Source organism: Variovorax sp. TLI9-5A (assembly GCF_056867935.1).
Map to the genome: position 1 here is coordinate 6,297,088 of NZ_CP200310.1, position 23,407 is coordinate 6,320,494.

Genomic DNA, 23,407 nt, shown 5'->3' on the forward strand with positions numbered 1-23,407 from the left:
CTCCAGGGGCCGCCCTCAGGGAGAGACTGAGTCATGAAGTTCGGAACACCGGGCGCCGCCCTCGCCTGCACCGTGCCGCTGGCACTGGTGACGGGTTGCACCTACCTCACGCCCGCGCCGCCGGCACCACCGCCGGCACCGCCACCGGCCGTGGTGTCGAAGGACGGCCTCGCACCCATCACCGAGGAGCAGGTCGAGCGCATCCGCGAGGCCATCGCCAGCAAGCCGCCGAGCCCGGCCGTGGGCAAGGTGGTGCGCAGCGCGTCGCCTACCATCGAATCCTTCGTGCGCACCGAAGGCTGCATCACCGCGCGCAACGGCGCGGTGCTCAACCCCTTTGCAGCGCCCGGGCGTCTGTTCGACGGCACCGGCTTTCAGGGCGGCCCGATGGCGGAGATGCAGTACCACGACAAGACCGCCTGCGTGACGGTGAAGCGCATCCAGAATTGGAAGATGGTCACGCCCAAGCTGCTGCGCTTCGAGGTGGTCTACGTGGGCGACGACGGCGAGGAGCGCGCCGTCAAGCGCCACGAGCTGGTGCGCCAGCCCAAGGGCGGGTGGCTGTTCACGCGCTGAGGCTTGTTGCAGCAGCTGCAGCAGCAGCCGCGCGCTTCTGCGTGCGCAGCGCGATCGCGAAAGACAGCTGCGCCACGATGCCAGCCCCCGCCAGCACGATGGCCGAGGCCAGCGCCGGGTTGCTGTGCCCCATGCCCGCGAGCGCGGTGCACAGCGCGCCCACGGCCATCTGCGTGAAGCCGTAGAGGCCCGAGGCCGAGCCGATGACCTGCGGGTTGACGCTGATCGCCTGTGTGAGCGCGGGCGGCGAGGCCATGCCCACGCCGACAGTGAAGAGGAACATGCAGGCGACGATCAGCGGCACCGAGAGACGGCCGGCGAGCGCCGCGCCGAGCAGCACGAAGGCCGCGGCCACGCTCAGCGCGTTCGAGCGGATCATGAGCCGGTCGACGCGCACGCGCGAGATCAGGTGGCTGGTGAGGAAGCTGCCGAGCCACACGCCCGACACCAGGATCGCGAGGTAGATGCCCGCCTCGTGCGCCGGCCGGTGCAGCTGGTCGACGAAGATGAAGGGCGCCGAGGCGATGAAGGCGTACATCGACGTGGTGGCGCAGCCGCCGCCGACGGAGAAGCCGAGGAAGGCCGGCGAGGCCAGCAGCTTGCGGTAGTTGCGCCCGAGTTCGCGCGCGTTCACGGCGGCGCCAGGCGCGCCGGTCTCGGGCAGCATGCGCCAGGTGAAGAGGAAGCCCACCACGCCCAGGCCGAAGAGCGCGTAGAAGATGGAGCGCCAGCCCAGTGCCGTGGCAAGCGCACCGCCGATCAGCGGCGCGAGGCTGGGGCCAACGGTGACCATCAGGTTCATCAGCGCGAGGCGGCGCGTGGCCTCCTGCGGCTCGGCCGTGTCGCGCACGATGCTGCGGCCCAGCACGAGCCCCGCGCAGCCGCCCACCGCCTGGAACAGCCGCGCCGCGATGAGCGAATGCACCTCGGGCGCGAGCGCGGCGGCAAGGCCCGCCACGCAGTAGATGCCCAGCCCGCACAGCAGCACGGGCCGCCGCCCGAAGCGGTCGGCCAGCGGGCCGTACACCAGCTGGCCCAGTGCGAGGCCGAGGATGTAGAGGCTCACCGTCATCTGCATCTGCCCGATGCCGGCACCGAGGCTCTTCGCGGCGATGGGTAGCGCGGGCACGAAGATGTGCATGGCCAGCGTGCCGCTGAAAGTGACCAGCGCGAGCAGCCACAGCGGCGCGTGCGGACGGCGTGGTGATTGCGCGGATGTCGGTGTCATTGCCTGATGCTGGCCGGCGTCGAGCCCTGCGCGAGATGGGTTTCGTCAGGCTCCCAGCCGCCGCCGAGCGCCATGAACAGCACCACCTGGTCGTCGGCCAGTTGCGCCTCGCTGGCCGCGAGCGCGGCTTCGCTGGCGGCCAGCGAGCGCTCGGCGTCGAGCGCGTCGAGGTATGCGGTGCGGCCGTTCTGGTAGAGCTGGCGCGCCTGCGCGGCGACCTTGGCGCTCTCGTCGCGCGAGGCCTGCAGCGCGGCGCGGCGGTCGAGCTCGCGTGCGTAGGTGGCGAGCGCGGTCTCGGTCTCGCGCAGCGCGGTGAGCACGGTGCCGTCGAACTTCGCGAGCGCTGCGCGCGTGCCGGCCTCGGCCTGCGCGATGCGGGCCTGCGCGACGCCGGTGTTGGGAATGGTCCAGGAGATCAGCGGGCCCAGGCTCCAGGCGAAGGTGTCCTTGCGGCCGAAGCCGTCGGCATGGCCCACCGACGAGCCAGAGAGCCCCAGCGTGACCTTCGGATAGAGCTCCGCCGTGGCCACGCCGATGCGCGCGGTCGATGCGGCGAGGCTGCGTTCGGCCTGGCGGATGTCGGGGCGGCGGCGCAGCAGCGCGGCACCGTCGCCCACCGGCAGCACGCCGGCCACGCGCGGCGGCACGGTGCAGTCGGCCACCTCGCGCGGAAAGTCCTGCGGCAGCGCGCCCGTGAGCGTGGCGAGGCGGTAGAGCGCGCCCTGGCGCTCGGCCTTCAGCGGCGGCAGCGCCGCGTTGAGCTGCTGCAGCTGCGCGCGTGCGCGGTTCGCGTCGATGGCGCCGGCGCGGCCCGCATGCTGCAGGCGGTCGGTGACGTTGACGGCGTCCTGCTGCAGCGAGACGGACTTCTGCGCGATCTGCAGCCGCAGGCCGGTGGAGCAGGCCTCGGCGTAAGCGCGCGCGGTGCCGGCCGCGACATTCACGCGAACCAGGTCGAGCGCGGCTTCAGCGGACTGCGTGCTGGCCTGCGAGGCCTCGATGGCGCGGCGAATCTGGCCGAACAGGTCGACCTGGTAGGACAGCGATGCACCCGCGCTGTAGTTGAAGGTGCTCGGCGGCTCGTAGCCCTTCTGCAGCAGCGACAGGCCCGAGACGTGGCCGAACGAAGGGCCGCCGTTGACGCCGATGGTGGGGTACTTGGCGCCGGAGGTTTCGTCCTCGATGGCGCGCTCGCGCTCCAGGTTGGCAACGGCCTGGCGCAGGTCGGTGTTGTGGGCCAGCGCCTGCTCGACCAGCTTGTCGAGCAGCGGGTCGTGATACAGGCGCCACCAGTGCGCGGGCAGCGGCGCGGCGTTGGCGGGTGCCTCGGCGAAGGGCTTGCCGGCGGCGGCCTGGCTGGCCAGCGCCTCGGGCGGCTGGTGGTAGTCGGGGCCGACCGCCGAGCAGGCCGCGAGCGCGGCGGCAGCGGCCAGCGAGGCAATGCGGAATGCGAAGCCGGTCATGTGGTTCATCCCTTCTGCGGCGCGGCGGTGGCGGCCGCTGTTTTCTGGGCCGGCTTGTTCTCCAGCACCTGAACCGTGACCGTCTGGCCCGCGACGAGGCGCGCACCCTGCGGCAGCGGGTCGAGCTTCACGCGCACCGGAATGCGCTGTGCCAGCCGCACCCAGTTGAAGGTCGGGTTCACGCTGGGCAGCAGGTTGGCGCTGGTGGAGCGGTCGTGGTCGGCGATGCCGGCGGCCACGCTCTCGACCGAGCCTTCGAGCACCGCGCCGCCGCCCATGGGGGTGACGCGCACGCGGTCGCCGAGGTGGATGCGCGGCAGCTTGGTTTCCTCGAAATAGCCTTCGACGTAGAAGGACTGCGCATCGACCAGCGCAAGCACCGGCCGGCCCGCCGCAGCGTAGCTGCCCTGGCGCAGGTCGAGGTTGGTGACGAGGCCATCGGCCGGCGCGCGCACCTGGGCGCGCTGCAGGTTGAGGCGGGCCGAGTCGAGCGCCACTTCGGCCTGCGCGACCGCCGCCTGCATCTGCTCGACGCGCGAGCGGGCCTGTTCGCGGGACTCCTTCGACACCAGCTCGTCGAGGCCGGTGTTGCGCGCGTTCTCGCGCTGGGCCTGCGCGCTCACGGCGCGCTGCGCGGCGAGCGCGGCCTGGGCCTGGCGCACGGCGAGGTCGTAGCGCGCGCGATCCACTTCGAAGAGCAGCGTGCCGGCCGCCACCGGTTGGTTGTCGTGGATGGGCACGGCGGTGACCAGGCCCGACACGTCGGGCGCGATCTGCACGACGTTGGCGCGCACGCGGCCGTCGCGCGTCCACGGCGCGAGTTCGTAGTGGTCCCACAGGCGCAGGCCGGCCCACACGGCGGCGGCCACCACGGCCAGGGTGATGAGGACGCGGCCCAGGCGCTGGGCCCACGGATTGCTGTCGTCGGGAGTTCGGGCGGCTTTCATTGGAATCTCGTTGTTGTCATTGGAGGTAGGCGCTGGCGCGGCTGAGCGCGTAGAGCAGCAGCAGGTAGAGCGCCATGTCGAAGAGGGCCGGATGCCACACCCAGCGGTAGGCGCCGGTGGCCGCGAGCAGGCGGCGCACGCCCCACAGCACGAGCAGTGCCGCGAGCGCGAGCACCATGATCCAGGGCAGGTACAGGCCGTAGAAGCTGGCTTCGCCGATCATGCGGAAGCTCCTTGTCGGGTGATGGGTGTCGCGCTCGCAAGCATCGGCGGCGCGTCGGGAAAGAGGTTGCGGCGCAGCCCCACCAGCGCGGTGACGGCCGAGCGCGATGCGGCGGAAGAAGCGGTGTCACGCGCGGCGAGCACCGCGTCGAGCGCCTCGTCGATCTGCGGCAGCAGGCCCGGCGGGCGCGGGTTCATGCGGCCCTCCGCGCGCTGACGGAAGAAGCGCGAGATGCCGCCCAGCAGCGCGGCCGAAGTGGCCAGCGGCAGTTGGGCGCGCACGCGCTGCAGCACGGCGATGTCGGCGCCCATGCGCAGGTCGCGCAGCGCGTCGTTGGCGGCCACGCCCTCGACGGTGCCGCCGGCCTGCGCGATGCGCGGCGCGAGCAGGCCGATGCGGTCGAGCATGCGCACGGCGTAGGCGTCGCTCTGCGCGTACTGCGGTTGCGAAGACGCGGCCATGTCGCCCAGCTCGCGCCAGGTGGCGCGCTGGATGCGCCGCGCGCTCCAGTCGGCGCCCACCGAACGCACCAGCCGCGTGACGCGCGCCGCGACGACCACGCCGACGATCTGGCCGACCATGCTGTTGAGAAAGCTCACGAGATCGGCACTGGCGGTGTCGTGCATCGCGAGCGTGCCGGCCACGCCGAAGATCAGCGCCATCGCGGGCATGAAATGCGTGGGGCGCGGCAGGTAAAAGCCCAGCACCAGGAAGAGCGGCGCGCAGATGAGCACCAGCATGCCGAAGTCCTGCACCGTGGGCATGAGCACCAGCACGTAGACAGCCGAGATCGGGATGGACCACAGCGTCCACTTCAGGAAGCCGTGGATCGCCGGCACCGGGTCGTCCATGGTGGCGAAGAAGCAGCAGAAGACGGCGGCCATCATGGTCGCGGCCGAGCCCATGGGCCAGCCGGTGACGATCCAGAACGCGCCGCACAGGCAGATGGCGATGACGGCGGCAAGCGCCGACAGCAGCGCCATGCCGTAGTCGCGGTGCAGCACGCGGCTGCCGAGCGCGGCCGTGCGGCGCAGCGGCGCCCCCTTCAGGCCTTCGTCGATGTCCTGGCGCAACTGGGCGCAGGCGGTCCAGCCGTCGACGAGCTCTTCGAGGCGGCCTGCGAGGCCGATGCGCAGGGCGCGGCCCCAGCGGGTCTGCGGCTCGGCGGTCGGCGGCGTGGCGCTCAATGCGTCGATGGCGCGGCGCAGGTCCTGCAGGCGGCCGCCGCGGGTCGCCGCATTGCCGGAGGCATCGGCTTCTTCGCGCAGCCACTGCGCGGCCTTGGCGAGCACTGCGGCCACGTCGGGAGCGATGGCGCCTTCGGCCTGTTCCAGCGCCAGCAGGCGGTCTTCGACAGCCGAAAGCGCGGGCGTGAGCGCGGCGACGCGGTCCTGCATCGCGCGGATGGCACCGGCGGTCCAGCGCAGGTGCGTGGTGTCGAAGGGCACGTGGGTGGAGAGCAGGCGCAGCTGGGTGATGTCGCCGGCGAGGCGGCGGCGGTCGTCGTCCAGGCGCCTGGGGTCGGCACCGTTACCGCCGCTGCGGCCGGCGGGCTGGAAGAGATCGCCCAGCCACTTGCGCGCGTCCTGCAGCGTGCGGTCGAGCAGGCCCAGCACGGTCGGCGCGAGCCCCGCAGGCAGCACGAGGCTGTGGACCAGCGTGGCGCAGAAGATGCCCAGGCCGATTTCTTCCACGCGGGCCACGGCGGTGTCGAACAGCGCGAGCGGCGTCTGCACCGACGGAAAGCCGATCAGCGCCGCCGTGTAGCCCGCGAGCATGAAGACGTAGGAGCGCGGCGTGCGGTCGAAGAGCGAGATGCACAGGCAAAGCCCCACCCACAGCGCGAGCACCAGCGTGAGCAGCTCGGGCGCGTTGGACAGCGCCGGCACCAGCAGCACGGTGGCGGTGCTGCCGATGAGCGTGCCGAGGAAACGGTAGACCGCCTTGGAACGCACCGCGCCGGCCAGCGGATGGGCGACGATGTAGGTGGTCATGAGCGCCCAGAACGGACGCGGCAGGCCGGCGCGGCTGGCGAGGTACATCGCCAGCATGGCGGCCGCGAAGCTCTTGCCGGAAAAGAGAAGCTCCGCGCGGCTGAAGCGCGGAAGAGAGAACGCGGACATCTACCCCCGCCCTTCCTGTGCCGGCGCGGAAGACGGCGGGGGGCTCTGCATCGAGCGCACGCCCATGCGCTCCTCCAGCACGGCGAACACGCGCAGGCAGGCGGCGACGTCTTCGTCGGAAACGCCCTCGAAGAGCGATGCGCGCATCAGCGTGAGCGCGGCCTCGATGGGTGCGCAGGCAGCCTTGCCGGCTTCGGTGAGATGGAGTGTCTTGGCACGGCGGTCGGCCGGGTCTTCGCGGCGTTCGACAAGGCCGGCTTCCACCAGCTGGTCGACCGAACGCACCAGCGACGGCCCCTCGATGCCCAGTGCCTCGGCCAGCACGCCCTGGCGCACGTCGCCGTTCATGCGCCCGAGCATCACGATCGGGTAGGCCAGCGTCTGCGACACGCCCACATGGGCCACCGCCTTGTCCGCCGAGGCGCGGTAGCCGCGCTGCAGCACCGCCAGCGACGTGCCGAGCCGCATCAGCGCCTGTTCGCGCGTCGGTTGGGGGGTGGTTGGGTTGCTCACGATAGCCTGCTATTAATTAGCATGCTATCAATTATACGGGTAATTACCAATCCCTGCTGGCGGCAAGGCTTGCGCCCGCCCGGGCCGGGGCCGAAGGCGCAAAAACGCGAAAAAGGGGAAGGAAGAAAAGTGTGAAGCTCGCCGATAAGCCGGATTCTGTGCACCGCAGGCCCCTTGCGGAACCTGCGGCGTGACCGCCATTACTCTGGGCCGCCTGTCACCAGACGGCTCGATGCCACCTACCCGCCAGCTCAGCGGAACCACCTCGATACTGGCCTACTTGGTGTTGCTGCGCGCAGAGATTGCCCGTTTCACCCGAACTCAATCGGCTCGTCTCTGTTGCTCTGATCCTCACCTCACGGTGGAGAGTCGTTAACTCCTGCGCTGTCCTGTGCAGTCCGGACGTTCCTCCAGTGCGGCCTTTCGGCACTTGCACCAGCGGCGGTCTGGCGTGCTTCACGGGGTGGATTATCGCCTGTGCCCGGGCGCGCTTTCGGGCTGGTCTCACAATGCGCGCTGTCCGTCCGACAAACGCATCGATCCAAGGAGATTGCATCCATGAAGGCCCAGAACATCCTCCAGACCATCGGCAACACGCCGCACATCCGCATCAACCGCCTGTTCGGCAATGCGAAGCAGCAGGTCTGGATCAAGTCCGAGCGCGCCAACCCCGGCGGCTCGATCAAGGACCGCATCGCGCTCTCGATGGTGGAAGACGCCGAGAAGAGCGGCGCGCTCAAGCCCGGCGGCACCATCGTCGAGCCCACCTCGGGCAACACCGGCATCGGCCTGGCCATGGTGGCGGCCGTCAAGGGCTACAAGCTGATCCTGGTGATGCCCGACAGCATGTCGGTGGAGCGCCGCCGCCTGATGCTGGCCTACGGCGCCACCTTCGACCTCACGCCGCGCGCCAACGGCATGAAGGGCTCCATTGCCCGCGCCGAGGAAATCGTGGCCGGCACGCCCGGCGCGTGGATGCCGCAGCAGTTCAACAACCCCGCAAACGTCGACGTGCACGTGCGCACCACGGCCGAGGAAATCGCGGCCGATTTTCCTGACGGCATCGACGTGCTCATCACCGGCGTGGGCACGGGCGGCCACATCACCGGCGTGGCGAAGGTGCTGAAGAAGAAGTGGCCGAAGCTGCAGGTGTTTGCCGTGGAGCCTGTGGCTTCGCCGGTCATCTCGGGCGGCCAGCCTTCGCCGCACCCGATCCAGGGCATCGGCGCGGGCTTCATCCCGAAGAACCTCGACACCTCGCTGCTCGACGGCGTGCTGCAGGTGGACGCGGAGCCCGCCCGCGAAATGGCGCGCCGCTGCGCTCGCGAGGAAGGCATCCTGGTCGGCATCTCCTCGGGCGCGACGCTCGCGGCCATCGCGCAGAAGCTGCCCTCGCTGGCGCCCGATGCGGTGGTGCTGGGCTTTAACTACGACACGGGGGAGCGCTATCTGTCGGTCGAAGGCTTCCTTCCCGCCTGACCCGCTATCCCTTTCATAGCACCCCTGGCGCTTAAAATCCGTGGTCTGCTTGATAACTACAAGCCCCACGCCATGCTGAGAATCTCCGAACTCAAACTCCCGCTCGACCACGCGCCCGAGGCGCTGGCCGCGCTGATCGCCAGGACGCTCGGCGTCCCGACCGAGGCGATCGCCTCCCACAACGTCTACAAGCGCAGCTTCGACGCCCGCAAGGTCGAGCTGCTCACCGTCTACATCTGCGACGTGCAACTGTCGGACGCGAAGCTCGAAGCCGCCCTGCTCGCGAAGCACGCGGGCCATCCGCACATCCAGAGCGCGCCCGACATGCGCTACACGCCGCCTGCCAGCGCGCCCGAAGGCCTGCCGACGCGGCCCGTGGTGATCGGCTTCGGCCCCTGCGGCATCTTCGCGGCGCTGATGCTCGCGAAGATGGGCTTCAGGCCCATCGTGCTCGAACGCGGCAAGACCGTGCGCCAGCGCACCCGCGACACCTGGGGCCTGTGGCGCAAGAGCGTGCTCAACCCCGAGTCGAACGTGCAGTTCGGCGAAGGCGGCGCCGGCACCTTCTCGGACGGCAAGCTCTACAGCCAGATCAAGGACCCGCGCTTCCTCGGCCGCAAGGTGATGGAAGAGTTCGTGAAGGCCGGCGCGCCGCCAGAAATTCTTTACGTCGCGCATCCGCACATCGGCACCTTCAAGCTGGTGAAGGTGGTGGAGAACATCCGCGAGCAGATCGTGGCGCTGGGCGGCGAGATCCGCTTCGAGCAGCGCGTGACCGACGTGCACATCGAGGACGGCCATCTGCGTGGGCTCACCGTGCTCGACCAGGCCACCGGCCAGAGCAGCGAACTGCGCGCCGACCACGTGGTGATGGCGCTGGGCCACAGCTCGCGCGATACCTTCGAGATGCTGCACAAGCGCGGCGTGCACATCGAGGCCAAGCCCTTCTCCATCGGCTTCCGCGTGGAGCATCCGCAAGGCCTGATCGACCGCGCGCGCTGGGGCCGCCATGCCGGCCACCCGCTGCTGGGCGCGGCCGACTACAAGCTGGTGCATCACGCGAGCAACGGCCGCTCGGTCTACAGCTTCTGCATGTGCCCCGGCGGCACCGTGGTCGCAGCCACCAGCGAACCGGGCCGCGTGGTCACCAACGGCATGAGCCAGTACTCGCGCAACGAGCGCAACGCCAACGCGGGCATCGTGGTGGGCATCGACCCGCGCGACTACCCGGGCGACGCGCTCGCCGGCATCGCCCTGCAGCGAGAGCTCGAAAGCAACGCCTTCGTGCTCGGCGGCGGCGACTACCGCGCGCCCGGCCAGCTGGTGGGCGACTTCATCGCCGGCAAGCCCTCCACCGAGCTCGGCAGCGTGATCCCCTCGTACAAGCCGGGTGTGACGCCGACCGACCTGCACAAGGCCCTGCCCGCCTACGCCATCGAGGCGATGCGCGAGGCCTTCCCCGCCTTCGGCCGCAAGATCAAGGGCTTCGACACGCACGACGCGGTGCTCACCGGCGTCGAGACGCGCACCTCGTCGCCCATCAAGATCACGCGCGGCGACGACTTCCAGAGCCTCAACGTGCGCGGCCTGTACCCCGCCGGTGAAGGCGCGAGCTACGCGGGCGGCATCCTGTCGGCCGGCGTGGACGGCATCAAGGTGGCCGAGGCCGTGGCGCGCAGCGTGCTGGCCGAGTCGGAGCGCGAACGCACCGCGAGCGTCTGATGCAGCAGTCGTCCTTCCGCTTCGAGCGCCCCACGCCCGGCCACCTGATCGCCGCCACGCTGGCGATGGCCGCCGTGGTGCTCGCCTCCAACATCCTCGTGCAGTTCGCCATCAACGACTGGCTGACCTGGGGCGCCTTCACCTATCCGGTGGCCTACCTCGTGAGCGATCTCGTCAACCGGCGCTTCGGCCCCGGCATGGCGCGGCGCGTGGCGTGGGTGGGCTTCGCGGTGGCGGTGGGCGTGTCGCTGCTGTTGGCGCCGGTGCGCATCGCGGCCGCCTCGGGGCTGGCCTTCATCGCATCGCAGCTGCTCGACATCGGCGTCTTCGACCGCCTGCGCCGCGGCCTCTGGTGGCGCGCGCCGCTGGTCGCCACGGTGATCGCCGCGGTGCTCGACAGCATCGTGTTCTGGGGCATCGCCTTCGCGGGCACCGAAGGCCCGTGGTTCACCTGGGCGCTGGGCGACCTCGCGGTGAAGCTGGCCGTGGGCGTACTCATGCTGCTGCCTTTCCGGCTGCTGATCGGCCGCCAGGCCGCACGCGCTTCGGCGGCGGCAGGCTGACGACGACGACGACCACAGAAACGACAATGCGCCCAGCACCCCATTCCGTCCGCCGCGCCGCATGCGCGAGCGCATTTCACTGAATTCCTTCCTGCTTTCGCGCCCTCGCGCCGAATCTCCAGAATGACCGAAGCAACCACCGCCAACCCGAACAACAAGTCGCGCCGCCCCCGTGGCGAGCGCCTCGACATGGCACAACAGCTGCAGGCCCTGCGCGCCGGCACGGACGGCGCGACGACCGCGCCTGACGAAGCTGCCGCCGGCGCCTCCTCCGCTCCCGCGCAGGCAAGGCAGCGCCCGCAGCAACGGCATCAGCAGCAACAGCGCAAGCCGAAGAAGCCGCAGCAGGCGCAGCAGGCGCAGGGCCAGCAGCAACAGTCGACGCAACAGAAGCAGCAACAACCGGCGCGCCCGCAACGCAAGGTGCACCCGGCGCTCGAACGCCTGTTCGAGCTGTACCCGAACCTCTTCGGCGCGCGCTTCCTCCCGCTCAAGCTCGGCGTGTACGAGGAACTGATCGCCCGCCACCCCGACGACTTCAAGGCCGAAGACCTGAAGGTCGCGATGGGCCTGCACGCGCGCTCCACCCGCTATCTCGAAAGCGTGGCCGCCGGCCATCCGCGCCACGACCTCGACGGCAACGTCGCCGAGCCCGTTGCGCCCGAGCACGTGCACCACGCCATCCTCGAACTGCACCGCCGCCGCTCGCAGCGCACCGGCGAAGACCTGCGCCCGCAGCTCGTGGCCCGGCTGGCCCGCGCCGTCGAAGCCTCGGGCCTCGACCGCGAGGCTTACGCCGTGCTGGTGCGCTCGCGCGACGCGAACAACAACGCCGTGCTCGACGAAGCCCTCGCCCTGCTCGCGGAACAGGCCGCCAAACGCGAGGCCCTGCTGCGCGCCTTCGAGGCCAGCGGGCGCAGCGAGAAGGAGTTCGCGGACATGTATGGCATGAACCCTGGCGAAGTGACGCGCACGCTGCAGCGTGCGCGCAGCGAGCAGGCAGCGGCAGCGCAAGCCGCCACCGCCGCACAGGCTACGGCTGCCGACGAAACCGCGGCCCCGACGCCGGACAGCACCAGCGCACAGGACTGATTTCACGGTTCGGCCGCCGGCACCAGCGCTCCCGAAACTTTTTCATACATTTCAGTTACATTCCTCCGGCCCAATTTCGGGCGGAGGAGAAAAAAATTGAAAAGAGTCATCCGGCTGCTGTTCGCAGCCGTGGCCGTTTCGATCTTCGCGAGCGGATGCGCGGTCAATCGCGCAACTGCCACCGTCGATCCCTCGGCAAACCTCGACAAGCTGCGCGTTGTGCAGGTCAAGAAGCTCGGAGGTGAGGACGGCACGGTCCAGGAACTCATCACCGGCAACCTGCGCAAGCGCGGGCTTGAGGTTGTCGACGACAGCAAGCCATCCGAACAGGTCGACGCCGTCGTGACCTACGTCGACAAATGGTGGTGGGACATCACCATGTACCTGATGGAGCTCACCGTCACGGTACGGGATCCGAAGTCCGACTTCCCGCTGGCCACCGGCAATTCGCTCCACACCTCGCTGACCCGCCTTTCGCCACCGGAAATGGTGGACGAAGTGGTCGGCAACATCTTCAAAGCATCGGAAAAGCAGAAATGATCAATCAAGCCTTTCGCCGCGCCGCTGCGCTGGCCACCCTCGCCGTTGTCGTCGTCCTCGCAGGTTGCGCCTCCCCGGCCAATCGCGATGCCATGACGGCTCCCCCCACCGCATCGAGCAAGAAGCTGCCTTATTCGCTCTCGGTCAAGACCGGTGGCGGCAACGAGACGAATCCCATGTGGAGTTCGGACATCGCCGATGACGACCTGCGCGCCGCCATCGAGAAATCGATCACCCAGTCGGCCCTGTTCAAGGAGATCGTCAAAGGCAAGAGCGGGGACTACGAGCTGTCGGTCGCGATCTCCAAGCTGACCAAGCCCTCTTTCGGCGCCGCGTTCACGGTCGACATGGAAGCGGGCTGGACGCTCATCAAGACCTCCGACAAATCGGTGGCGATGCGCCAGGTCATCAAGTCGACCTACACGGGTGGCGCGTTCGATTCGCTCGTGGGCACGACCCGCCTGCGCATGTCGGTGGAAGGTGCCGCGCGCAACAACATCAAGCAAGGCATGGCGGCCATCTCGACACTCAACCTCTGAGCGCACACCACTCACTCGCGTCGTCGAACGAAAAAGGGGCTGGTCAATCGACCAGCCCCTTTTTGTTTTTCAGTGCCTTGCGGACCGTTCAACGCTGCGCGTTCTGCAGCGCCGCAATGCGCTCTTCGATCGGCGGGTGCGTGGCGAACAGCTTGCCGATGCTGCCCGTGATGCCCATGGCTTCCACCGCCTTCGGCAGTTCGCCGGCCGGCAGGCCGCCCAGTCGGGCGAGCGCGTTGATCATCGGCTGCTTCTGGCCCATGAGCGCGGCGGCGCCGGCGTCGGCGCGGAACTCGCGGTGGCGCGAGAACCAGGCCACTACCATCGCGGCGGCGAAGCCGAGCACGATGTCGAGCACGATGGTGCTCACGTAGTAGCCGATGCCGGGCCCCGAGGAACGGTCGTCGCCGCGGCGCAGGAAGCTGTCGACGGCATAGCCGATCACGCGCGACAGGAACACGACGAAGGTGTTCATCACACCCTGGATCAGCGTCATGGTGACCATGTCGCCGTTTGCGATGTGCGCCACCTCGTGGCCGATGACGGCCTCGACCTCTTCGCGCGTCATGTTCTGCAGCAGGCCGGTGGACACCGCCACCAGCGAGGAGTTCTTGAACGCGCCAGTCGCGAAGGCATTGGGCTCGCCTTCGAAGATGCCGACCTCGGGCATGCCGATGCCGGCCTTGTCGGCGAACTTGCGCACGGTGCCGACGATCCAGGCCTCGTCGGGCGACTGGGGGTTGTCGATCATGTGCAGCCCGGTGGTCCACTTTGCCATGGGCTTGCTGATGAGCAGCGAGATGATCGCGCCGCCGAAACCCATCACCAGCGCGAAGCCGAGCAACGCGCCCAGGTTGAGCCCGTTGGCCGTGAGGAAGCGATTGACGCCGAGCAGGCTGGCGACCACGCCGAGCACCGCGACGACCATCACGTTGGTCAGGACAAACAGAAGGATACGTTTCAAGTTGAATTCTCCGTGGGGAAATCTGCCACCCAGATGAGGGCCCCGAGGCCCCCTTCAAGCCGTGTCCAAGCCGTTTTTCAGGCGGTTCGCGGCATGGAAGCCCTGGGTGTTGTGTGTGTTCTGGGAGCTCCGGTCGGCGGCAGCCGGGTGGAGCCATGATAGGAGCAAAAGTTCTAGGCTCCCGGTATTCCCCGACCGGCCAAGGGCCTGAACACCTGCGGATCGTCATAGAACCGCGCTACCTCGTTGTCCGCGCACCAGCCGGGCACGCCGAGCACCGGCAGCGGCACGAAGGGCTTGTGTTGGAGCCGAAGCGGATCGAGCATGCCCGCCACCGAGGCATCGTCGAGCGGCGCAGAGCCGCTTTCGCCGTCCGCCGGCAGCAGAACGTGCGCGGTGATCGGCTTGCGCGGCGTAACCAGCTTTTCGAGCAGCGCATGGCCGAAGAGCACCAGCCGCGCCTCGCTCCATAGCCCGCGCCGGCTGATGAACAGCGCGTGCCAGTCGCGCGCGGCCAGCGCCCGCCACAGCGCCGGCGGCGCGTCGAGCAGTGCACCGTTCTCGTCGAACAGCGTCAGCGCGTCGCGCAGCGCACCACGCGTGGCACCGACACCGTCTCGGGCGATCTCGCCGGCCTGCAGTTCGTTCAGGCGGCGCTTCGCCTGGGGAAAGGCGAGCCAAACCAGGCCGTTGAAGAAGTCGTGCAGGTTGTCACGGGTCGGGACCGTGCGGGTCCGGAAGATGTGGGCCTCGTAGGCCTGCCCGGCGGGCAGCTCGTGCTGCCTCACGAAGTCGGGTGCCGATCCGGACCTGATGCCCCGCAGCGCGGCCGCCACGCAGCCATCGTTGCGCGCAACGGTCTGCGCCGCAGCCTCGCCATCGGCGCGATAGGGCGCGAGCCAGGGCTGCGCCCAGTCGATCGCCGGCAGGGTCAAGGCGCGGGGGCGCCGGTCCAGCGGATGCGGTCCGGGTGCTGCATCAGCGCGAACTCGGCCGGAAGCTTCTCGAAGAGCTTGAGCGAGCTGCTGTTCTTGCCGAGCAGGCCGGCGGTGCGCAGGGCCTTGGCCACGTCGTTGAGCGGCACGTCCTTGCCGCTGCGCAGCGCGGGAGCTGCCTGGAGGATGAACTCGGCTGCCTCCGATGGCTGCGGCTGTTGTCGCAGTTCCTGCGGAGGCTCGGCCTTGCTGGCGGCCTTCGCCGCGGTCTTGCGCGCCGTCTTCGCCGGAGTCTTCTTCGCTGCGGGCGCTGCCTTGGCGCGCGTGGTCTTGGCAGCGGCCGTCTTCTTCGCGGGCACCGTGCGCGCTGCCGGCTTGGCGACCGCGTTGTGCGCGATGTCGGTGAAGGCGTCGTAGATGCCGATGGTTTCCTCGCCCGTCTTGCCCTGCTGGCCGATGCCGCAGACGCGGCAGCCCTTCTCGCGCAGGCGGATCACCAGCGGCGCGAAGTCGGAGTCGGAAGACACCAGCACCGCCACGTCGGGACGCTCGGCGATGGCGAGGTCGATGGCATCGACCGACAGCGCGATGTCGGTGCTGTTCTTGCCGGCCGACAGGTTCACCATCGGCCGCACCGAGAGGCGCTTGAAGAGCGCCTGCCGGTTCACCGCCATCTCGGCGTTGCAGTACGCCCGGCGCACGTGGATGGCGCCGTATTCGTCCATGGTGCGCTGCACCGCCTGCTCGATGACTTCGGCCGACACGTTGTCGGCATCGATCAGCAGCATCACGCGCAGCGTGGGGACCGTCATGCCAGCTTCCAGTTGACGGTCTCGCCGCCGCGCAGCGGCTTGAGCGTGGCGTCGCCGTAGGGCACGGTCTCGGGCACGGTCCAGCTCTCGCGCTTGAGGGTGATGGTGTCGGTGTGGCGCGGCAGATCGTAGAAATCTGGGCCGTGGAAGCTCGCGAAACCTTCGAGCTTGTCGAGCGCGCCAGCGTTGTCGAAGGCCTCTGCGTAGAGCTCGATGGCGGTGAGCGCGGTGTAGCAGCCCGCGCAGCCCAGCGCGTGCTCCTTCAGGTGCGCTGGGTGCGGCGCGCTGTCGGTGCCCAGGAAGAAGCGGTCGCTGCCGCTGGTGGCCGCCTCGACCAGCGCCACGCGGTGCGTCTCGCGCTTGAGCACGGGCAGGCAGTAGTAGTGCGGGCGGATGCCGCCGGTGAAGATGGCGTTGCGGTTGTACAGCAGGTGGTGCGCCGTGATGGTGGCGGCCGTGAAGCGGCCGGCGTCGCGCACGTAGTGGGCGCCTTCCTTCGTGGTCAGGTGCTCGAACACCACCTTGAGCTCGGGGAAGTCGCGGCGCAGCGGGATCATCACGCGGTCGACGAACACGGCCTCGCGGTCGAACAGGTCGATGGCCGGGTCGGTCACCTCGCCGTGCACCAGCAGCAGCAGGCCGTGCTTCTGCATGGCTTCCAGCGTCTTGTAGGTCTTGCGGATGTCGGTCACGCCGGCATCGCTGTTGGTGGTGGCGCCGGCCGGGTAGAGCTTGAGCGCGCGCACGCCGGCAACGGCTGCCAGCGCGATTTCCTCGGCGGGCAGGTTGTCGGTGAGATAGAGCGACATCACCGGCTCGAAGCCGGTGCCTTCGGGGACGGCGGCGCGGATGCGGTCGCGGTAGGCCACGGCCTGCGCGGCGGTGGTCACGGGGGGGCGCAGGTTCGGCATGATCAGTGCGCGGCCGAACTGGCGGGCGCTGTGGGGAACGACGGCTTCGAGGGCGGCGCCATCGCGCACGTGCAGGTGCCAGTCGTCGGGGCGGGTGATCGTGAGGGTGTCTGTCATTGCGGGCCGATTGTCGCATCGGCCCCCAGAAGGTACTCCCGCACCAGCGAACGGGCGCGGTGCAGCCGGCTCTTCACGGCGCTCGCCGGTTCGCCGAGCCGCTCGGCGATTTCCGCGATGGTCAGCTCCTCGAAATCGCGCAGCAGCACCACTTCGAGATAGTGCGCGGGCAGCGATTCCAGCGCGTGGGTCAGGTCCAGCCGCAGCGCGGCATCGCCCCGGCTGGCCAGCTGCCGCTCGGCGACCTCATCGTCGTGCGGGTCGTGGCGGAACATCGCACGCTGCAGCCTCAGGCATTCGCGCCGGATCACGGTGAAGAGCCACGACGAGAACGCCGCCGCGGCCTTCAGCCCCCGGACCTTGCGCACGATGACCAGCAGCGACTCCTGCACCGCGTCGTCGACGTCGCTGGCCTGGCAGTGCCGCCAGGCGTAGCGGCGCGCGTCGGCCTGGCAGACCGCGAGCAGGCTGGCGATGGCGGCCGGGTCGCCGGTCTGCGCGGCGTGGATCAGGCCGGTGCGGTCGGTGCCGGAGGCCATGGTTCAGCGCCCTTTTCCGTCGAGCTTGCGCCCGGCCATGGCGCACATCGGGCAGAAGCCGAACAGGCCGGTCAGCGCGAGCATGGCGCCCATGAGGGCGATGGCCACCGCGAGCCCGAAGCCGGCGGTGCTCCAGCCGATGGCGGCGAAAGCGAGGCCGGCGAGGCCCATGACGATGCGCAGCGCGCGTTCCCAGCCGGGCAGATTCTTTGCGTAGAGCATGGTGGTTCCTTCGATCCTTCTTGAGTGTTGAGGAAGACCCTCGGACATGAAGAGGCATCGAGCCCGCCAAACGGTTCGCGGGAATGCAGGAATTTTTCCATGCGAGGCAAAAGGTGCGCACGAGCGGCTACCCGTGCCGGCTGGCACATGTCGTGCTTGACCGGTTCTCCCGGACGAATCTCTCGTCCATCCATTCACCGGAGTTCCATGTGAAGCGTGCCGCCCCCGCCCTGTTCCTGAAACCCCTGGCCGCCTGCGCGGCGCTCGCCGCCACGATGCTTGCCGCGCCCCACGCGATGGCACAGGAGAAAACGCTGCGCATCGCCATGACGGCGGCCGACATTCCGCGCACGCTGGGCCAGCCCGACCAGGGCTTCGAGGGCAACCGCTTCACCGGCATCCCGATCTACGACTCGCTCACGCAGTGGGACCTGTCGAAGGCCGACGCGCCCAGCGTGCTGATTCCAGGCCTGGCCGTCTCCTGGGCGGTCGATGCCAAGGACAAGACCAAGTGGGTCTTCAAGCTGCGCCCCGGCGTGAAGTTCCACGACGGCTCGGCCTTCAACGCCGATGCGGTCGTCTGGAACGTGCAGAAGGTGCTCGACAAGGAGGCCGTGCAATTCGACCCCAGCCAGGTCGGCGTGACGGCCTCGCGCATGCCCACGCTCAGGTCGGCGCGCAAGGTCGACGACACGACGGTCGAATTCACCACCAGCGAGCCCGACGCCTTCCTGCCGATCAACCTCACGAACCTGTTCATGGCCTCGCCCGCCCACTGGCAGAAGAAGTTCGACGCGGCCGCCGGCGCCACGCCCGCCGACAAGGCCAAGGCCGCCTGGACCGCCTTCGCCGCCGACCCCGCCGGCTCGGGCCCGTTCAAGGTCACGCGCTTCGTGGCGCGCGAACGGCTGGAGCTGGCCGCCAACAAGGCGTACTGGGACGCCAGGCGCGTGCCGAAGATCGACAAGGTCGTGCTGCTGCCCATGCCCGAGGCCAATGCGCGCACCGCTGCGCTGCTGGGCGGCCAGGTCGACTGGATCGAGGCGCCCGCGCCCGACGCCATGGCGCAGATCACGCAGCGCGGCTTCAAGATCTATTCGAACGCGCAGCCCCACGTGTGGCCCTGGCAGCTCTCGTTCGCCGAAGGCTCGCCCTGGCTCGACAAGCGCGTGCGCCAGGCCGCCAACCTGTGCATCGACCGCGGCGGCATGAAGCAGCTGCTGGGCGGCATGATGGCCGAGCCCAAGGGCACGGTGCCGCCGGGCCACCCGTGGTTCGGCAAGCCCACCTTCGACATCAAGTACGACGTGAAGGCCGCGCAGGCGCTGATGACGCAGGCCGGCTACTCGGCCGCCAAGCCGATCAAGGTGAAGGTGCAGATCTCGGCATCGGGCTCGGGCCAGATGCAGCCGCTGCCGATGAACGAGTTCGCGCAGCAGTCGCTCAAGCAGTGCTACTTCGACGTGCAGTTCGACGTGATCGAATGGAACACGCTCTTCACCAACTGGCGCAAGGGCGCGAAGGACCCCTCGGCCAACGGCGCCAACGCGGTCAACATCAGCTTCGCGGCCATGGACCCGTTCTTCGCGATGGTGCGCTTCGTGAGCACCAAGGCCTTCCCGCCGGTGTCGAACAACTGGGGCTACTACGGCAGCCCCGAGGTCGACAAGCTGGTGGCCGACGCGCGCACCAGCTTCGACGAGAAGGCGCGCGATGCCGCGCTGGCGAAGCTGCACGCCCACATCGTGGACGACGCGCCCTTCTTGTGGATCGCGCACGACGTGGGCCCGCGCGCCATCTCCGCCAAGGTGAAGAACGTGGTGCAGCCCAGGAGCTGGTTCATCGACATCGCCACGATGAGCATGGACTGACGAGCCCCCGATGCTCGCCTACCTGCTGCGCCGCGTGCTCTACGCCTTGCCGATCATGATCGGCGTGGCGCTCGTGTGCTTCCTGCTCGTGCACATCGCGCCGGGCGATCCGCTGGTGTCGATACTGCCGCCCGACGCCTCCGCCGAGCTGCAGGCGCAGCTGCGCGAGCTGTACGGCTTCAACCGCTCGCTGCCCGAGCAGTTCGCCATGTGGCTGTGGCGCGCGCTGCACGGCGACCTGGGCGTGTCGATCGCCAGCAACCGCGCGGTGGCCGGCGAGGTGTTCACCGCCGTGGGCAACACGCTGCGGCTCGCGGTGGTGGCCACCTTCATCGGCTTCGTGCTGGGCTGCCTCTTCGGCTTCGTGGCGGGCTACTTCCGCGGCTCCTGGGTCGACCGGGCGGCATCGGTGTTCTCGGTGCTGGGCGTGAGCGTGCCTCACTACTGGCTGGGCATGGTGATGGTGATCGTGTTCTCGTCTCAGCTCATGTGGCTGCCGGCCACGGGAGCAGGGCCCAGCGGCTCGGACGACTGGGCCTGGGACTGGGCGCACCTGCAGTTCCTGCTGCTTCCGGCGCTCACCATGTCGGTGATTCCCATGGGCATCGTCGCGCGAACGGTGCGCGCGCTGGTGGCCGACATCCTCGAGCAGGAATTCATCACGGGCCTGCGCGCCAAGGGACTCACGCACGCCGGCGTGTTCCGCCACGTGGTGAAGAACGCGGCGCCCACGGCGCTGGCGGTGATGGGGCTGCAGCTGGGCTACCTGCTGGGCGGCTCGATCCTGATCGAGACGGTGTTCTCCTGGCCCGGCACCGGCTTCCTGCTGAACTCCGCCATCTTCCAGCGCGACCTGCCGCTGCTGCAAGGCACGATCCTGGTGCTGGCGCTGTTCTTCGTCGTGCTGAACCTGCTGGTCGACGTGCTGCAGACCCTGCTCGATCCGCGCATCGCGCGGGCCTGAAGAGCCACAGGAAAAGAGAAGAAGAGAAGAGAAAAAGAAAAGAGCCCCACACCATGTCCTCCGTGCTTCCCGCCTCTTCCGCCATCGCGGCCGAGCCCCTGCCGGCGCAGCAGCGCTCGCGCGGCTACTGGGCCTCGGTCTGGCTGCGCCTGCGGCGCGACCCCGTGGCCGTCGGTGCCGCCGTCGTCGTGCTGCTGCTGATCGCGCTCGCCATCTTCGGCCCCTGGCTCGCGCCGTCGGACCCTTATCAGTCGTCGATGCTCAAGCGCCTCAAGCCCATCGGCACCGAAGGCCTGCCGCTGGGCAGCGACGAGCTGGGCCGCAACATGCTCTCGCGCCTGATCGTCGGTGCGCGGCTGTCGCTCTTCATCGGCATCACGCCGGTGCTTTGCGCCTTCGTGCTGGGCACGGTGATCGGCATCGTCGCGGGCTACGCGGGCGGCCTGACCAACACGCTCGTCATGCGCACCATCGACGTGTTCTATGCCTTTCCCTCGGTGCTGCTGGCCATCGCGCTGTCGGGCACCCTGGGCGCGGGGGTGGTCAATTCGCTGATCTCGCTGACCATCGTTTTCATTCCGCAGATCGCGCGGGTGGCCGAGAGCGTGACCACGCAGGTGCGCACGCGCGACTACGTGGAGGCGGCGCGGGCCTCGGGCGCCGGGGCCTTCACCATCGTGCGGGTGCACGTGCTGGGCAACGTGCTCGGGCCGATCTTCGTGTACGCCACCAGCCTGATCGCGGTATCGATGATCCTGGCCTCGGGCCTGTCGTTCCTGGGCCTGGGCGTGAAGCCGCCGGAGCCCGAGTGGGGCCTGATGCTCAACACGCTGCGCACTGCCATCTACGTGCAGCCCTGGGTGGCCGCGCTGCCGGGCGTGATGATCTTCGTCACCTCGATCTCCTTCAACCTCCTCTCCGACGGGCTGCGCTCGGCGATGGACAACAAGGGCGGCTAGGGGAAAAAGAATGGGAAGAATGGAAAAACCCATCGACATCGGCGGCCCCGGTCAGCCGCTGCTCACCGTCACCGGCCTGGTCAAGCACTTCCCGCTCAAGAAAGACCCGCTGGGCCGCGGTGGCGGCATGGTGCGCGCCGTGGACGGCGTCGACTTCGAAGTGCTCAAGGGCGAGACGCTGGGCGTGGTCGGCGAATCGGGCTGCGGCAAGTCGACCACCGCGCGCCTGCTGATGCAGCTGATGGAGCCCACGCGCGGCGAGGTGGTGTTCGACGGCCGCGAGGTGGGCGGGCGCGACCTGCCGCTGAAGGAGTTCCGCCGCCAGGTGCAGATGGTCTTCCAGGACAGCTACGCCTCGCTGAACCCGCGCCTCACCGTCGAGGACTCGATCGCCTTCGGGCCCCGCGTGCACGGCGTGCCCCGGCGCGAATCGGTGGAGCGCGCGCGCGACCTGCTCGCGCGCGTCGGGCTGGCGCCGCAGCGCTTTGCCGAGCGCTATCCGCACGAGCTCTCCGGCGGCCAGCGGCAGCGCGTGAACATCGCGCGGGCGCTGGCGCTGCAGCCGCGCATGGTGATCCTCGACGAGGCGGTCTCCGCGCTCGACAAGTCGGTGGAGGCGCAGGTCATCAACCTGCTGCTCGACCTGAAGGCCGAGTTCGGCCTGACCTACGTCTTCATCAGCCACGACCTCAACGTGGTGCGCTACGTGAGCGACCGCGTGATGGTGATGTACCTGGGCCAGGTGGCCGAGATCGGTCCGGCCGACGCGCTCTACGAAGCGCCCGCGCATCCGTACACGCGTGCGCTGCTGTCCTCCATGCCGTCGATGGACCCCGACCATCGCACGGAAGAAGCGGCGCTCGCGGGCGATCCGCCCAACCCCATCGATCCGCCATCGGGTTGCCGCTTTCATCCGCGCTGCGCGCTGGCCGCGCCGGTGTGCGCCAGCGTGGTGCCCGAGCGCATCGCCATCGGCTCGCGGCACGCGGCGAGCTGCCTGGTCCACGAGGCGGGCAGCGGGCATCCGATGGCCATCCAACCCCGGAGGCAGGCAGCATGAGCAACGAACCGATGGTGCGCCTGCGCGACCTCAGCGTCAGCTTCGACGGCGGCCGCAAGCCGGTGCAGGCCGTCAGCGGCGTGAGCCTCGAAGTGCAGCGCGGCGAGGTCGTCGCGCTGATCGGCGAATCGGGCTCGGGCAAGAGCGTGACCCTGCGCACCCTGCTGCGCCTGCACCCCGAGCGCCGCACCCGCATGGGCGGCACGGTGCAGGTGGACGGGCGCGACGTGCTCGCGATGTCGCAGCGCGAGCTGGCGGGCTTTCGCGGCAAGGTCGCGTCGATGATCTTCCAGGAGCCGCTGCTGGCGCTCGACCCGGTGTACCCGGTGGGCGCGCAGATCGCCGAGTCGATCCGCCGGCACGAGCCGGTCACGCAGGCCGAGGCATGGCGGCGCGCCCTGGCGCTCTTCGAGCGCGTGCGCATTCCGAGCCCCGAGCGGCGCCTGCAGGCCTATCCGCACGAGATGTCGGGCGGCATGCGCCAGCGCGCCATGATCGCGCTGGCGCTGGCCTGCAACCCCCAGCTGCTGCTGGCCGACGAGCCCACCACCGCGCTCGACGCCACGGTGCAGATCCAGATCCTGCTGCTGCTGCGCGAACTGCAGCGCGACCTGGGCCTGTCGGTGATCTTCGTCACGCACGACATCGGCGCCGCCGTCGAGGTGGCCGACCGCATCGCCGTGATGTACGCGGGGCGCATCGTCGAGGAAGGCACGGCGCGCGAGTTGATCCGCTCGCCGCGCCATCCGTACACCATCGCGCTGCTCAAGAGCCGCGCGCATGGCGCGCTGGCGCGCGGCACGCGGCTGGAAACCATCGGCGGCGCGCCGCCCGACCTCTCCGCGCTGCCGCCCGGCTGCGCCTTCGCCGAGCGATGCGCGCTGGCCGACGAGGCCTGCCGTGCCGCCCAGCCTCCAGCGGCAGAGCTCGCGCCGGGCCATCGCGTGCGCTGCATCCGCACCGATGCGGCAGCGGCCATGGCCCCCGTGCTCTCGCCGGTGCCCGCCTCCTGACAGCCAGCCTCCTCATCGACATCATTCATCGC

General features: G+C 69.4%; 24 protein-coding genes and 1 other RNA gene. 12 read left to right on the top strand and 13 right to left on the bottom strand.

Going from position 1 to position 23,407, the window contains the following annotated elements; all coding sequences use genetic code 11:
- Nucleotides 1–33 precede the first annotated feature (33 nt).
- Nucleotides 34–576, top strand: a complete 543-nt coding sequence (locus AC1VNX_RS29935) for a hypothetical protein (RefSeq protein WP_483161172.1) — start codon at nt 34–36, stop codon at nt 574–576.
- Here the strand turns inward: AC1VNX_RS29935 and AC1VNX_RS29940 are convergent.
- From AC1VNX_RS29940 to rnpB, 7 genes are all read right to left on the bottom strand, one after another.
- Nucleotides 566–1,804 (bottom strand): multidrug effflux MFS transporter, encoded by a 1,239-nt coding sequence (locus AC1VNX_RS29940; protein WP_483161173.1) that lies wholly within the window; start codon nt 1,802–1,804, stop codon nt 566–568. The two genes, AC1VNX_RS29935 and AC1VNX_RS29940, sit on opposite strands and share 11 nt — an antisense overlap.
- Nucleotides 1,801–3,276 carry an efflux transporter outer membrane subunit gene (locus tag AC1VNX_RS29945; RefSeq protein ID WP_483161174.1) on the bottom strand — a complete coding sequence of 492 codons (1,476 nt, stop codon included), beginning with the start codon at nt 3,274–3,276 and terminating at the stop codon, nt 1,801–1,803. The genes AC1VNX_RS29940 and AC1VNX_RS29945 overlap by 4 nt, the downstream gene beginning before the upstream one ends.
- Nucleotides 3,273–4,214 (bottom strand): efflux RND transporter periplasmic adaptor subunit, encoded by a 942-nt coding sequence (locus AC1VNX_RS29950; RefSeq protein WP_483161175.1) that lies wholly within the window; start codon nt 4,212–4,214, stop codon nt 3,273–3,275. Before AC1VNX_RS29950 ends, AC1VNX_RS29945 begins: the two co-directional genes overlap by 4 nt.
- Before the next feature lie 16 nt (nt 4,215–4,230).
- The gene (locus AC1VNX_RS29955) at nt 4,231–4,437 is read right to left on the bottom strand and encodes a DUF1656 domain-containing protein (RefSeq protein ID WP_019658367.1); all 207 of its coding nucleotides are present in this window, start codon (nt 4,435–4,437) and stop codon (nt 4,231–4,233) included.
- Nucleotides 4,434–6,560: an FUSC family protein gene (locus AC1VNX_RS29960; protein ID WP_483161176.1), complete on the bottom strand. Its 2,127-nt coding sequence runs from the start codon at nt 6,558–6,560 to the stop codon at nt 4,434–4,436. Before AC1VNX_RS29960 ends, AC1VNX_RS29955 begins: the two co-directional genes overlap by 4 nt.
- On the bottom strand, nt 6,561–7,028 hold the full coding sequence (locus tag AC1VNX_RS29965; protein ID WP_483162036.1) for a MarR family winged helix-turn-helix transcriptional regulator: 468 nt from the start codon (nt 7,026–7,028) through the stop codon (nt 6,561–6,563).
- A 174-nt stretch (nt 7,029–7,202) separates the two neighbouring features.
- Nucleotides 7,203–7,531, bottom strand: an RNA gene (gene rnpB / locus AC1VNX_RS29970) — RNase P RNA component class A.
- A 100-nt stretch (nt 7,532–7,631) separates the two neighbouring features.
- On the opposite strand from rnpB, the gene cysK reads away from it, so the two are divergent.
- From cysK to AC1VNX_RS30000, 6 genes are all read left to right on the top strand, one after another.
- Complete coding sequence (cysK, locus tag AC1VNX_RS29975; RefSeq protein ID WP_483161177.1) at nt 7,632–8,552, top strand: cysteine synthase A; 921 nt, start codon at nt 7,632–7,634, stop codon at nt 8,550–8,552.
- Nucleotides 8,553–8,624: 72 nt separating this feature from the next.
- Nucleotides 8,625–10,274, top strand: a complete 1,650-nt coding sequence (locus tag AC1VNX_RS29980; RefSeq protein WP_483161178.1) for an NAD(P)/FAD-dependent oxidoreductase — start codon at nt 8,625–8,627, stop codon at nt 10,272–10,274.
- On the top strand, nt 10,274–10,837 hold the full coding sequence (locus tag AC1VNX_RS29985; protein WP_483161179.1) for a VUT family protein: 564 nt from the start codon (nt 10,274–10,276) through the stop codon (nt 10,835–10,837). Before AC1VNX_RS29980 ends, AC1VNX_RS29985 begins: the two co-directional genes overlap by 1 nt.
- A 123-nt stretch (nt 10,838–10,960) precedes the next feature.
- Nucleotides 10,961–11,929, top strand: a complete 969-nt coding sequence (locus AC1VNX_RS29990; RefSeq protein WP_483161180.1) for a ProQ/FINO family protein — start codon at nt 10,961–10,963, stop codon at nt 11,927–11,929.
- A 96-nt stretch (nt 11,930–12,025) separates the two neighbouring features.
- On the top strand, nt 12,026–12,469 hold the full coding sequence (locus tag AC1VNX_RS29995) for a hypothetical protein (RefSeq protein WP_483161181.1): 444 nt from the start codon (nt 12,026–12,028) through the stop codon (nt 12,467–12,469).
- A gap of 92 nt (nt 12,470–12,561) precedes the next feature.
- Entirely contained in the window at nt 12,562–13,008 is a 447-nt protein-coding gene (locus AC1VNX_RS30000; RefSeq protein ID WP_483161182.1) for a hypothetical protein, read from the top strand.
- A gap of 88 nt (nt 13,009–13,096) precedes the next feature.
- On the opposite strand, the gene htpX is transcribed toward AC1VNX_RS30000, so the two are convergent.
- The 6 genes from htpX to AC1VNX_RS30030 all read right to left on the bottom strand — a co-directional run bounded on the left by htpX (nt 13,097) and on the right by AC1VNX_RS30030 (nt 17,508).
- Entirely contained in the window at nt 13,097–13,972 is an 876-nt protein-coding gene (gene htpX, locus AC1VNX_RS30005; protein ID WP_483161183.1) for a protease HtpX, read from the bottom strand.
- Between the two features lie 173 nt (nt 13,973–14,145).
- Nucleotides 14,146–14,907: a DUF3025 domain-containing protein gene (locus AC1VNX_RS30010; protein ID WP_483161184.1), complete on the bottom strand. Its 762-nt coding sequence runs from the start codon at nt 14,905–14,907 to the stop codon at nt 14,146–14,148.
- Nucleotides 14,904–15,719 carry an NYN domain-containing protein gene (locus AC1VNX_RS30015; protein WP_483161185.1) on the bottom strand — a complete coding sequence of 272 codons (816 nt, stop codon included), beginning with the start codon at nt 15,717–15,719 and terminating at the stop codon, nt 14,904–14,906. Before AC1VNX_RS30015 ends, AC1VNX_RS30010 begins: the two co-directional genes overlap by 4 nt.
- On the bottom strand, nt 15,716–16,747 hold the full coding sequence (pyrC, locus tag AC1VNX_RS30020; RefSeq protein ID WP_483161186.1) for a dihydroorotase: 1,032 nt from the start codon (nt 16,745–16,747) through the stop codon (nt 15,716–15,718). The genes AC1VNX_RS30015 and pyrC overlap by 4 nt, the downstream gene beginning before the upstream one ends.
- Entirely contained in the window at nt 16,744–17,286 is a 543-nt protein-coding gene (locus tag AC1VNX_RS30025; RefSeq protein ID WP_483161187.1) for an RNA polymerase sigma factor, read from the bottom strand. Before AC1VNX_RS30025 ends, pyrC begins: the two co-directional genes overlap by 4 nt.
- A 3-nt stretch (nt 17,287–17,289) precedes the next feature.
- Nucleotides 17,290–17,508 carry a YgaP family membrane protein gene (locus AC1VNX_RS30030; protein WP_483161188.1) on the bottom strand — a complete coding sequence of 73 codons (219 nt, stop codon included), beginning with the start codon at nt 17,506–17,508 and terminating at the stop codon, nt 17,290–17,292.
- A 209-nt stretch (nt 17,509–17,717) separates the two neighbouring features.
- Between AC1VNX_RS30030 and AC1VNX_RS30035 the strand changes: the two genes are divergently transcribed.
- The 5 genes from AC1VNX_RS30035 to AC1VNX_RS30055 are packed head-to-tail and all read left to right on the top strand — an operon-like array spanning nt 17,718 to nt 23,375.
- Nucleotides 17,718–19,379 carry an ABC transporter substrate-binding protein gene (locus AC1VNX_RS30035; RefSeq protein ID WP_483161189.1) on the top strand — a complete coding sequence of 554 codons (1,662 nt, stop codon included), beginning with the start codon at nt 17,718–17,720 and terminating at the stop codon, nt 19,377–19,379.
- Between the two features lie 10 nt (nt 19,380–19,389).
- The gene (locus AC1VNX_RS30040) at nt 19,390–20,343 is read left to right on the top strand and encodes an ABC transporter permease (protein ID WP_483161190.1); all 954 of its coding nucleotides are present in this window, start codon (nt 19,390–19,392) and stop codon (nt 20,341–20,343) included.
- A 53-nt stretch (nt 20,344–20,396) separates the two neighbouring features.
- Complete coding sequence (locus tag AC1VNX_RS30045) at nt 20,397–21,302, top strand: ABC transporter permease (RefSeq protein ID WP_483161191.1); 906 nt, start codon at nt 20,397–20,399, stop codon at nt 21,300–21,302.
- Nucleotides 21,303–21,321: 19 nt separating this feature from the next.
- Nucleotides 21,322–22,362, top strand: coding sequence for an ABC transporter ATP-binding protein (locus AC1VNX_RS30050; protein ID WP_483161192.1), 1,041 nt, complete (start codon nt 21,322–21,324; stop codon nt 22,360–22,362).
- An 11-nt stretch (nt 22,363–22,373) separates the two neighbouring features.
- Nucleotides 22,374–23,375, top strand: coding sequence for an ABC transporter ATP-binding protein (locus AC1VNX_RS30055; protein ID WP_483162037.1), 1,002 nt, complete (start codon nt 22,374–22,376; stop codon nt 23,373–23,375).
- Nucleotides 23,376–23,407 lie beyond the last annotated feature (32 nt).

What these genes read in the sequence shown, in the direction of transcription:
- AC1VNX_RS29965 (WP_483162036.1), bottom strand. Translation starts at nt 7,028, where the DNA reads ATGCGGCTCGGCACGTCGCTGGCGGTGCTGCAGCGCGGCTACCGCGCC.
- AC1VNX_RS30055 (WP_483162037.1), top strand. Translation starts at nt 22,374, where the DNA reads ATGGTGCGCCTGCGCGACCTCAGCGTCAGCTTCGACGGCGGCCGCAAG.
- AC1VNX_RS30025 (WP_483161187.1), bottom strand. Translation starts at nt 17,286, where the DNA reads ATGGCCTCCGGCACCGACCGCACCGGCCTGATCCACGCCGCGCAGACC.
- AC1VNX_RS30040 (WP_483161190.1), top strand. Translation starts at nt 19,390, where the DNA reads ATGCTCGCCTACCTGCTGCGCCGCGTGCTCTACGCCTTGCCGATCATG.
- AC1VNX_RS29955 (WP_019658367.1), bottom strand. Translation starts at nt 4,437, where the DNA reads ATGATCGGCGAAGCCAGCTTCTACGGCCTGTACCTGCCCTGGATCATG.
- AC1VNX_RS29990 (WP_483161180.1), top strand. Translation starts at nt 10,961, where the DNA reads ATGACCGAAGCAACCACCGCCAACCCGAACAACAAGTCGCGCCGCCCC.
- pyrC (WP_483161186.1), bottom strand. Translation starts at nt 16,747, where the DNA reads ATGACAGACACCCTCACGATCACCCGCCCCGACGACTGGCACCTGCAC.
- AC1VNX_RS29985 (WP_483161179.1), top strand. Translation starts at nt 10,274, where the DNA reads ATGCAGCAGTCGTCCTTCCGCTTCGAGCGCCCCACGCCCGGCCACCTG.
- AC1VNX_RS29950 (WP_483161175.1), bottom strand. Translation starts at nt 4,214, where the DNA reads ATGAAAGCCGCCCGAACTCCCGACGACAGCAATCCGTGGGCCCAGCGC.
- AC1VNX_RS30000 (WP_483161182.1), top strand. Translation starts at nt 12,562, where the DNA reads ATGACGGCTCCCCCCACCGCATCGAGCAAGAAGCTGCCTTATTCGCTC.
- AC1VNX_RS29935 (WP_483161172.1), top strand. Translation starts at nt 34, where the DNA reads ATGAAGTTCGGAACACCGGGCGCCGCCCTCGCCTGCACCGTGCCGCTG.
- AC1VNX_RS29980 (WP_483161178.1), top strand. Translation starts at nt 8,625, where the DNA reads ATGCTGAGAATCTCCGAACTCAAACTCCCGCTCGACCACGCGCCCGAG.
- AC1VNX_RS29945 (WP_483161174.1), bottom strand. Translation starts at nt 3,276, where the DNA reads ATGAACCACATGACCGGCTTCGCATTCCGCATTGCCTCGCTGGCCGCT.
- cysK (WP_483161177.1), top strand. Translation starts at nt 7,632, where the DNA reads ATGAAGGCCCAGAACATCCTCCAGACCATCGGCAACACGCCGCACATC.
- AC1VNX_RS30015 (WP_483161185.1), bottom strand. Translation starts at nt 15,719, where the DNA reads ATGACGGTCCCCACGCTGCGCGTGATGCTGCTGATCGATGCCGACAAC.
- AC1VNX_RS29960 (WP_483161176.1), bottom strand. Translation starts at nt 6,560, where the DNA reads ATGTCCGCGTTCTCTCTTCCGCGCTTCAGCCGCGCGGAGCTTCTCTTT.
- AC1VNX_RS30030 (WP_483161188.1), bottom strand. Translation starts at nt 17,508, where the DNA reads ATGCTCTACGCAAAGAATCTGCCCGGCTGGGAACGCGCGCTGCGCATC.
- AC1VNX_RS30050 (WP_483161192.1), top strand. Translation starts at nt 21,322, where the DNA reads ATGGAAAAACCCATCGACATCGGCGGCCCCGGTCAGCCGCTGCTCACC.
- AC1VNX_RS29940 (WP_483161173.1), bottom strand. Translation starts at nt 1,804, where the DNA reads ATGACACCGACATCCGCGCAATCACCACGCCGTCCGCACGCGCCGCTG.
- AC1VNX_RS30045 (WP_483161191.1), top strand. Translation starts at nt 20,397, where the DNA reads ATGTCCTCCGTGCTTCCCGCCTCTTCCGCCATCGCGGCCGAGCCCCTG.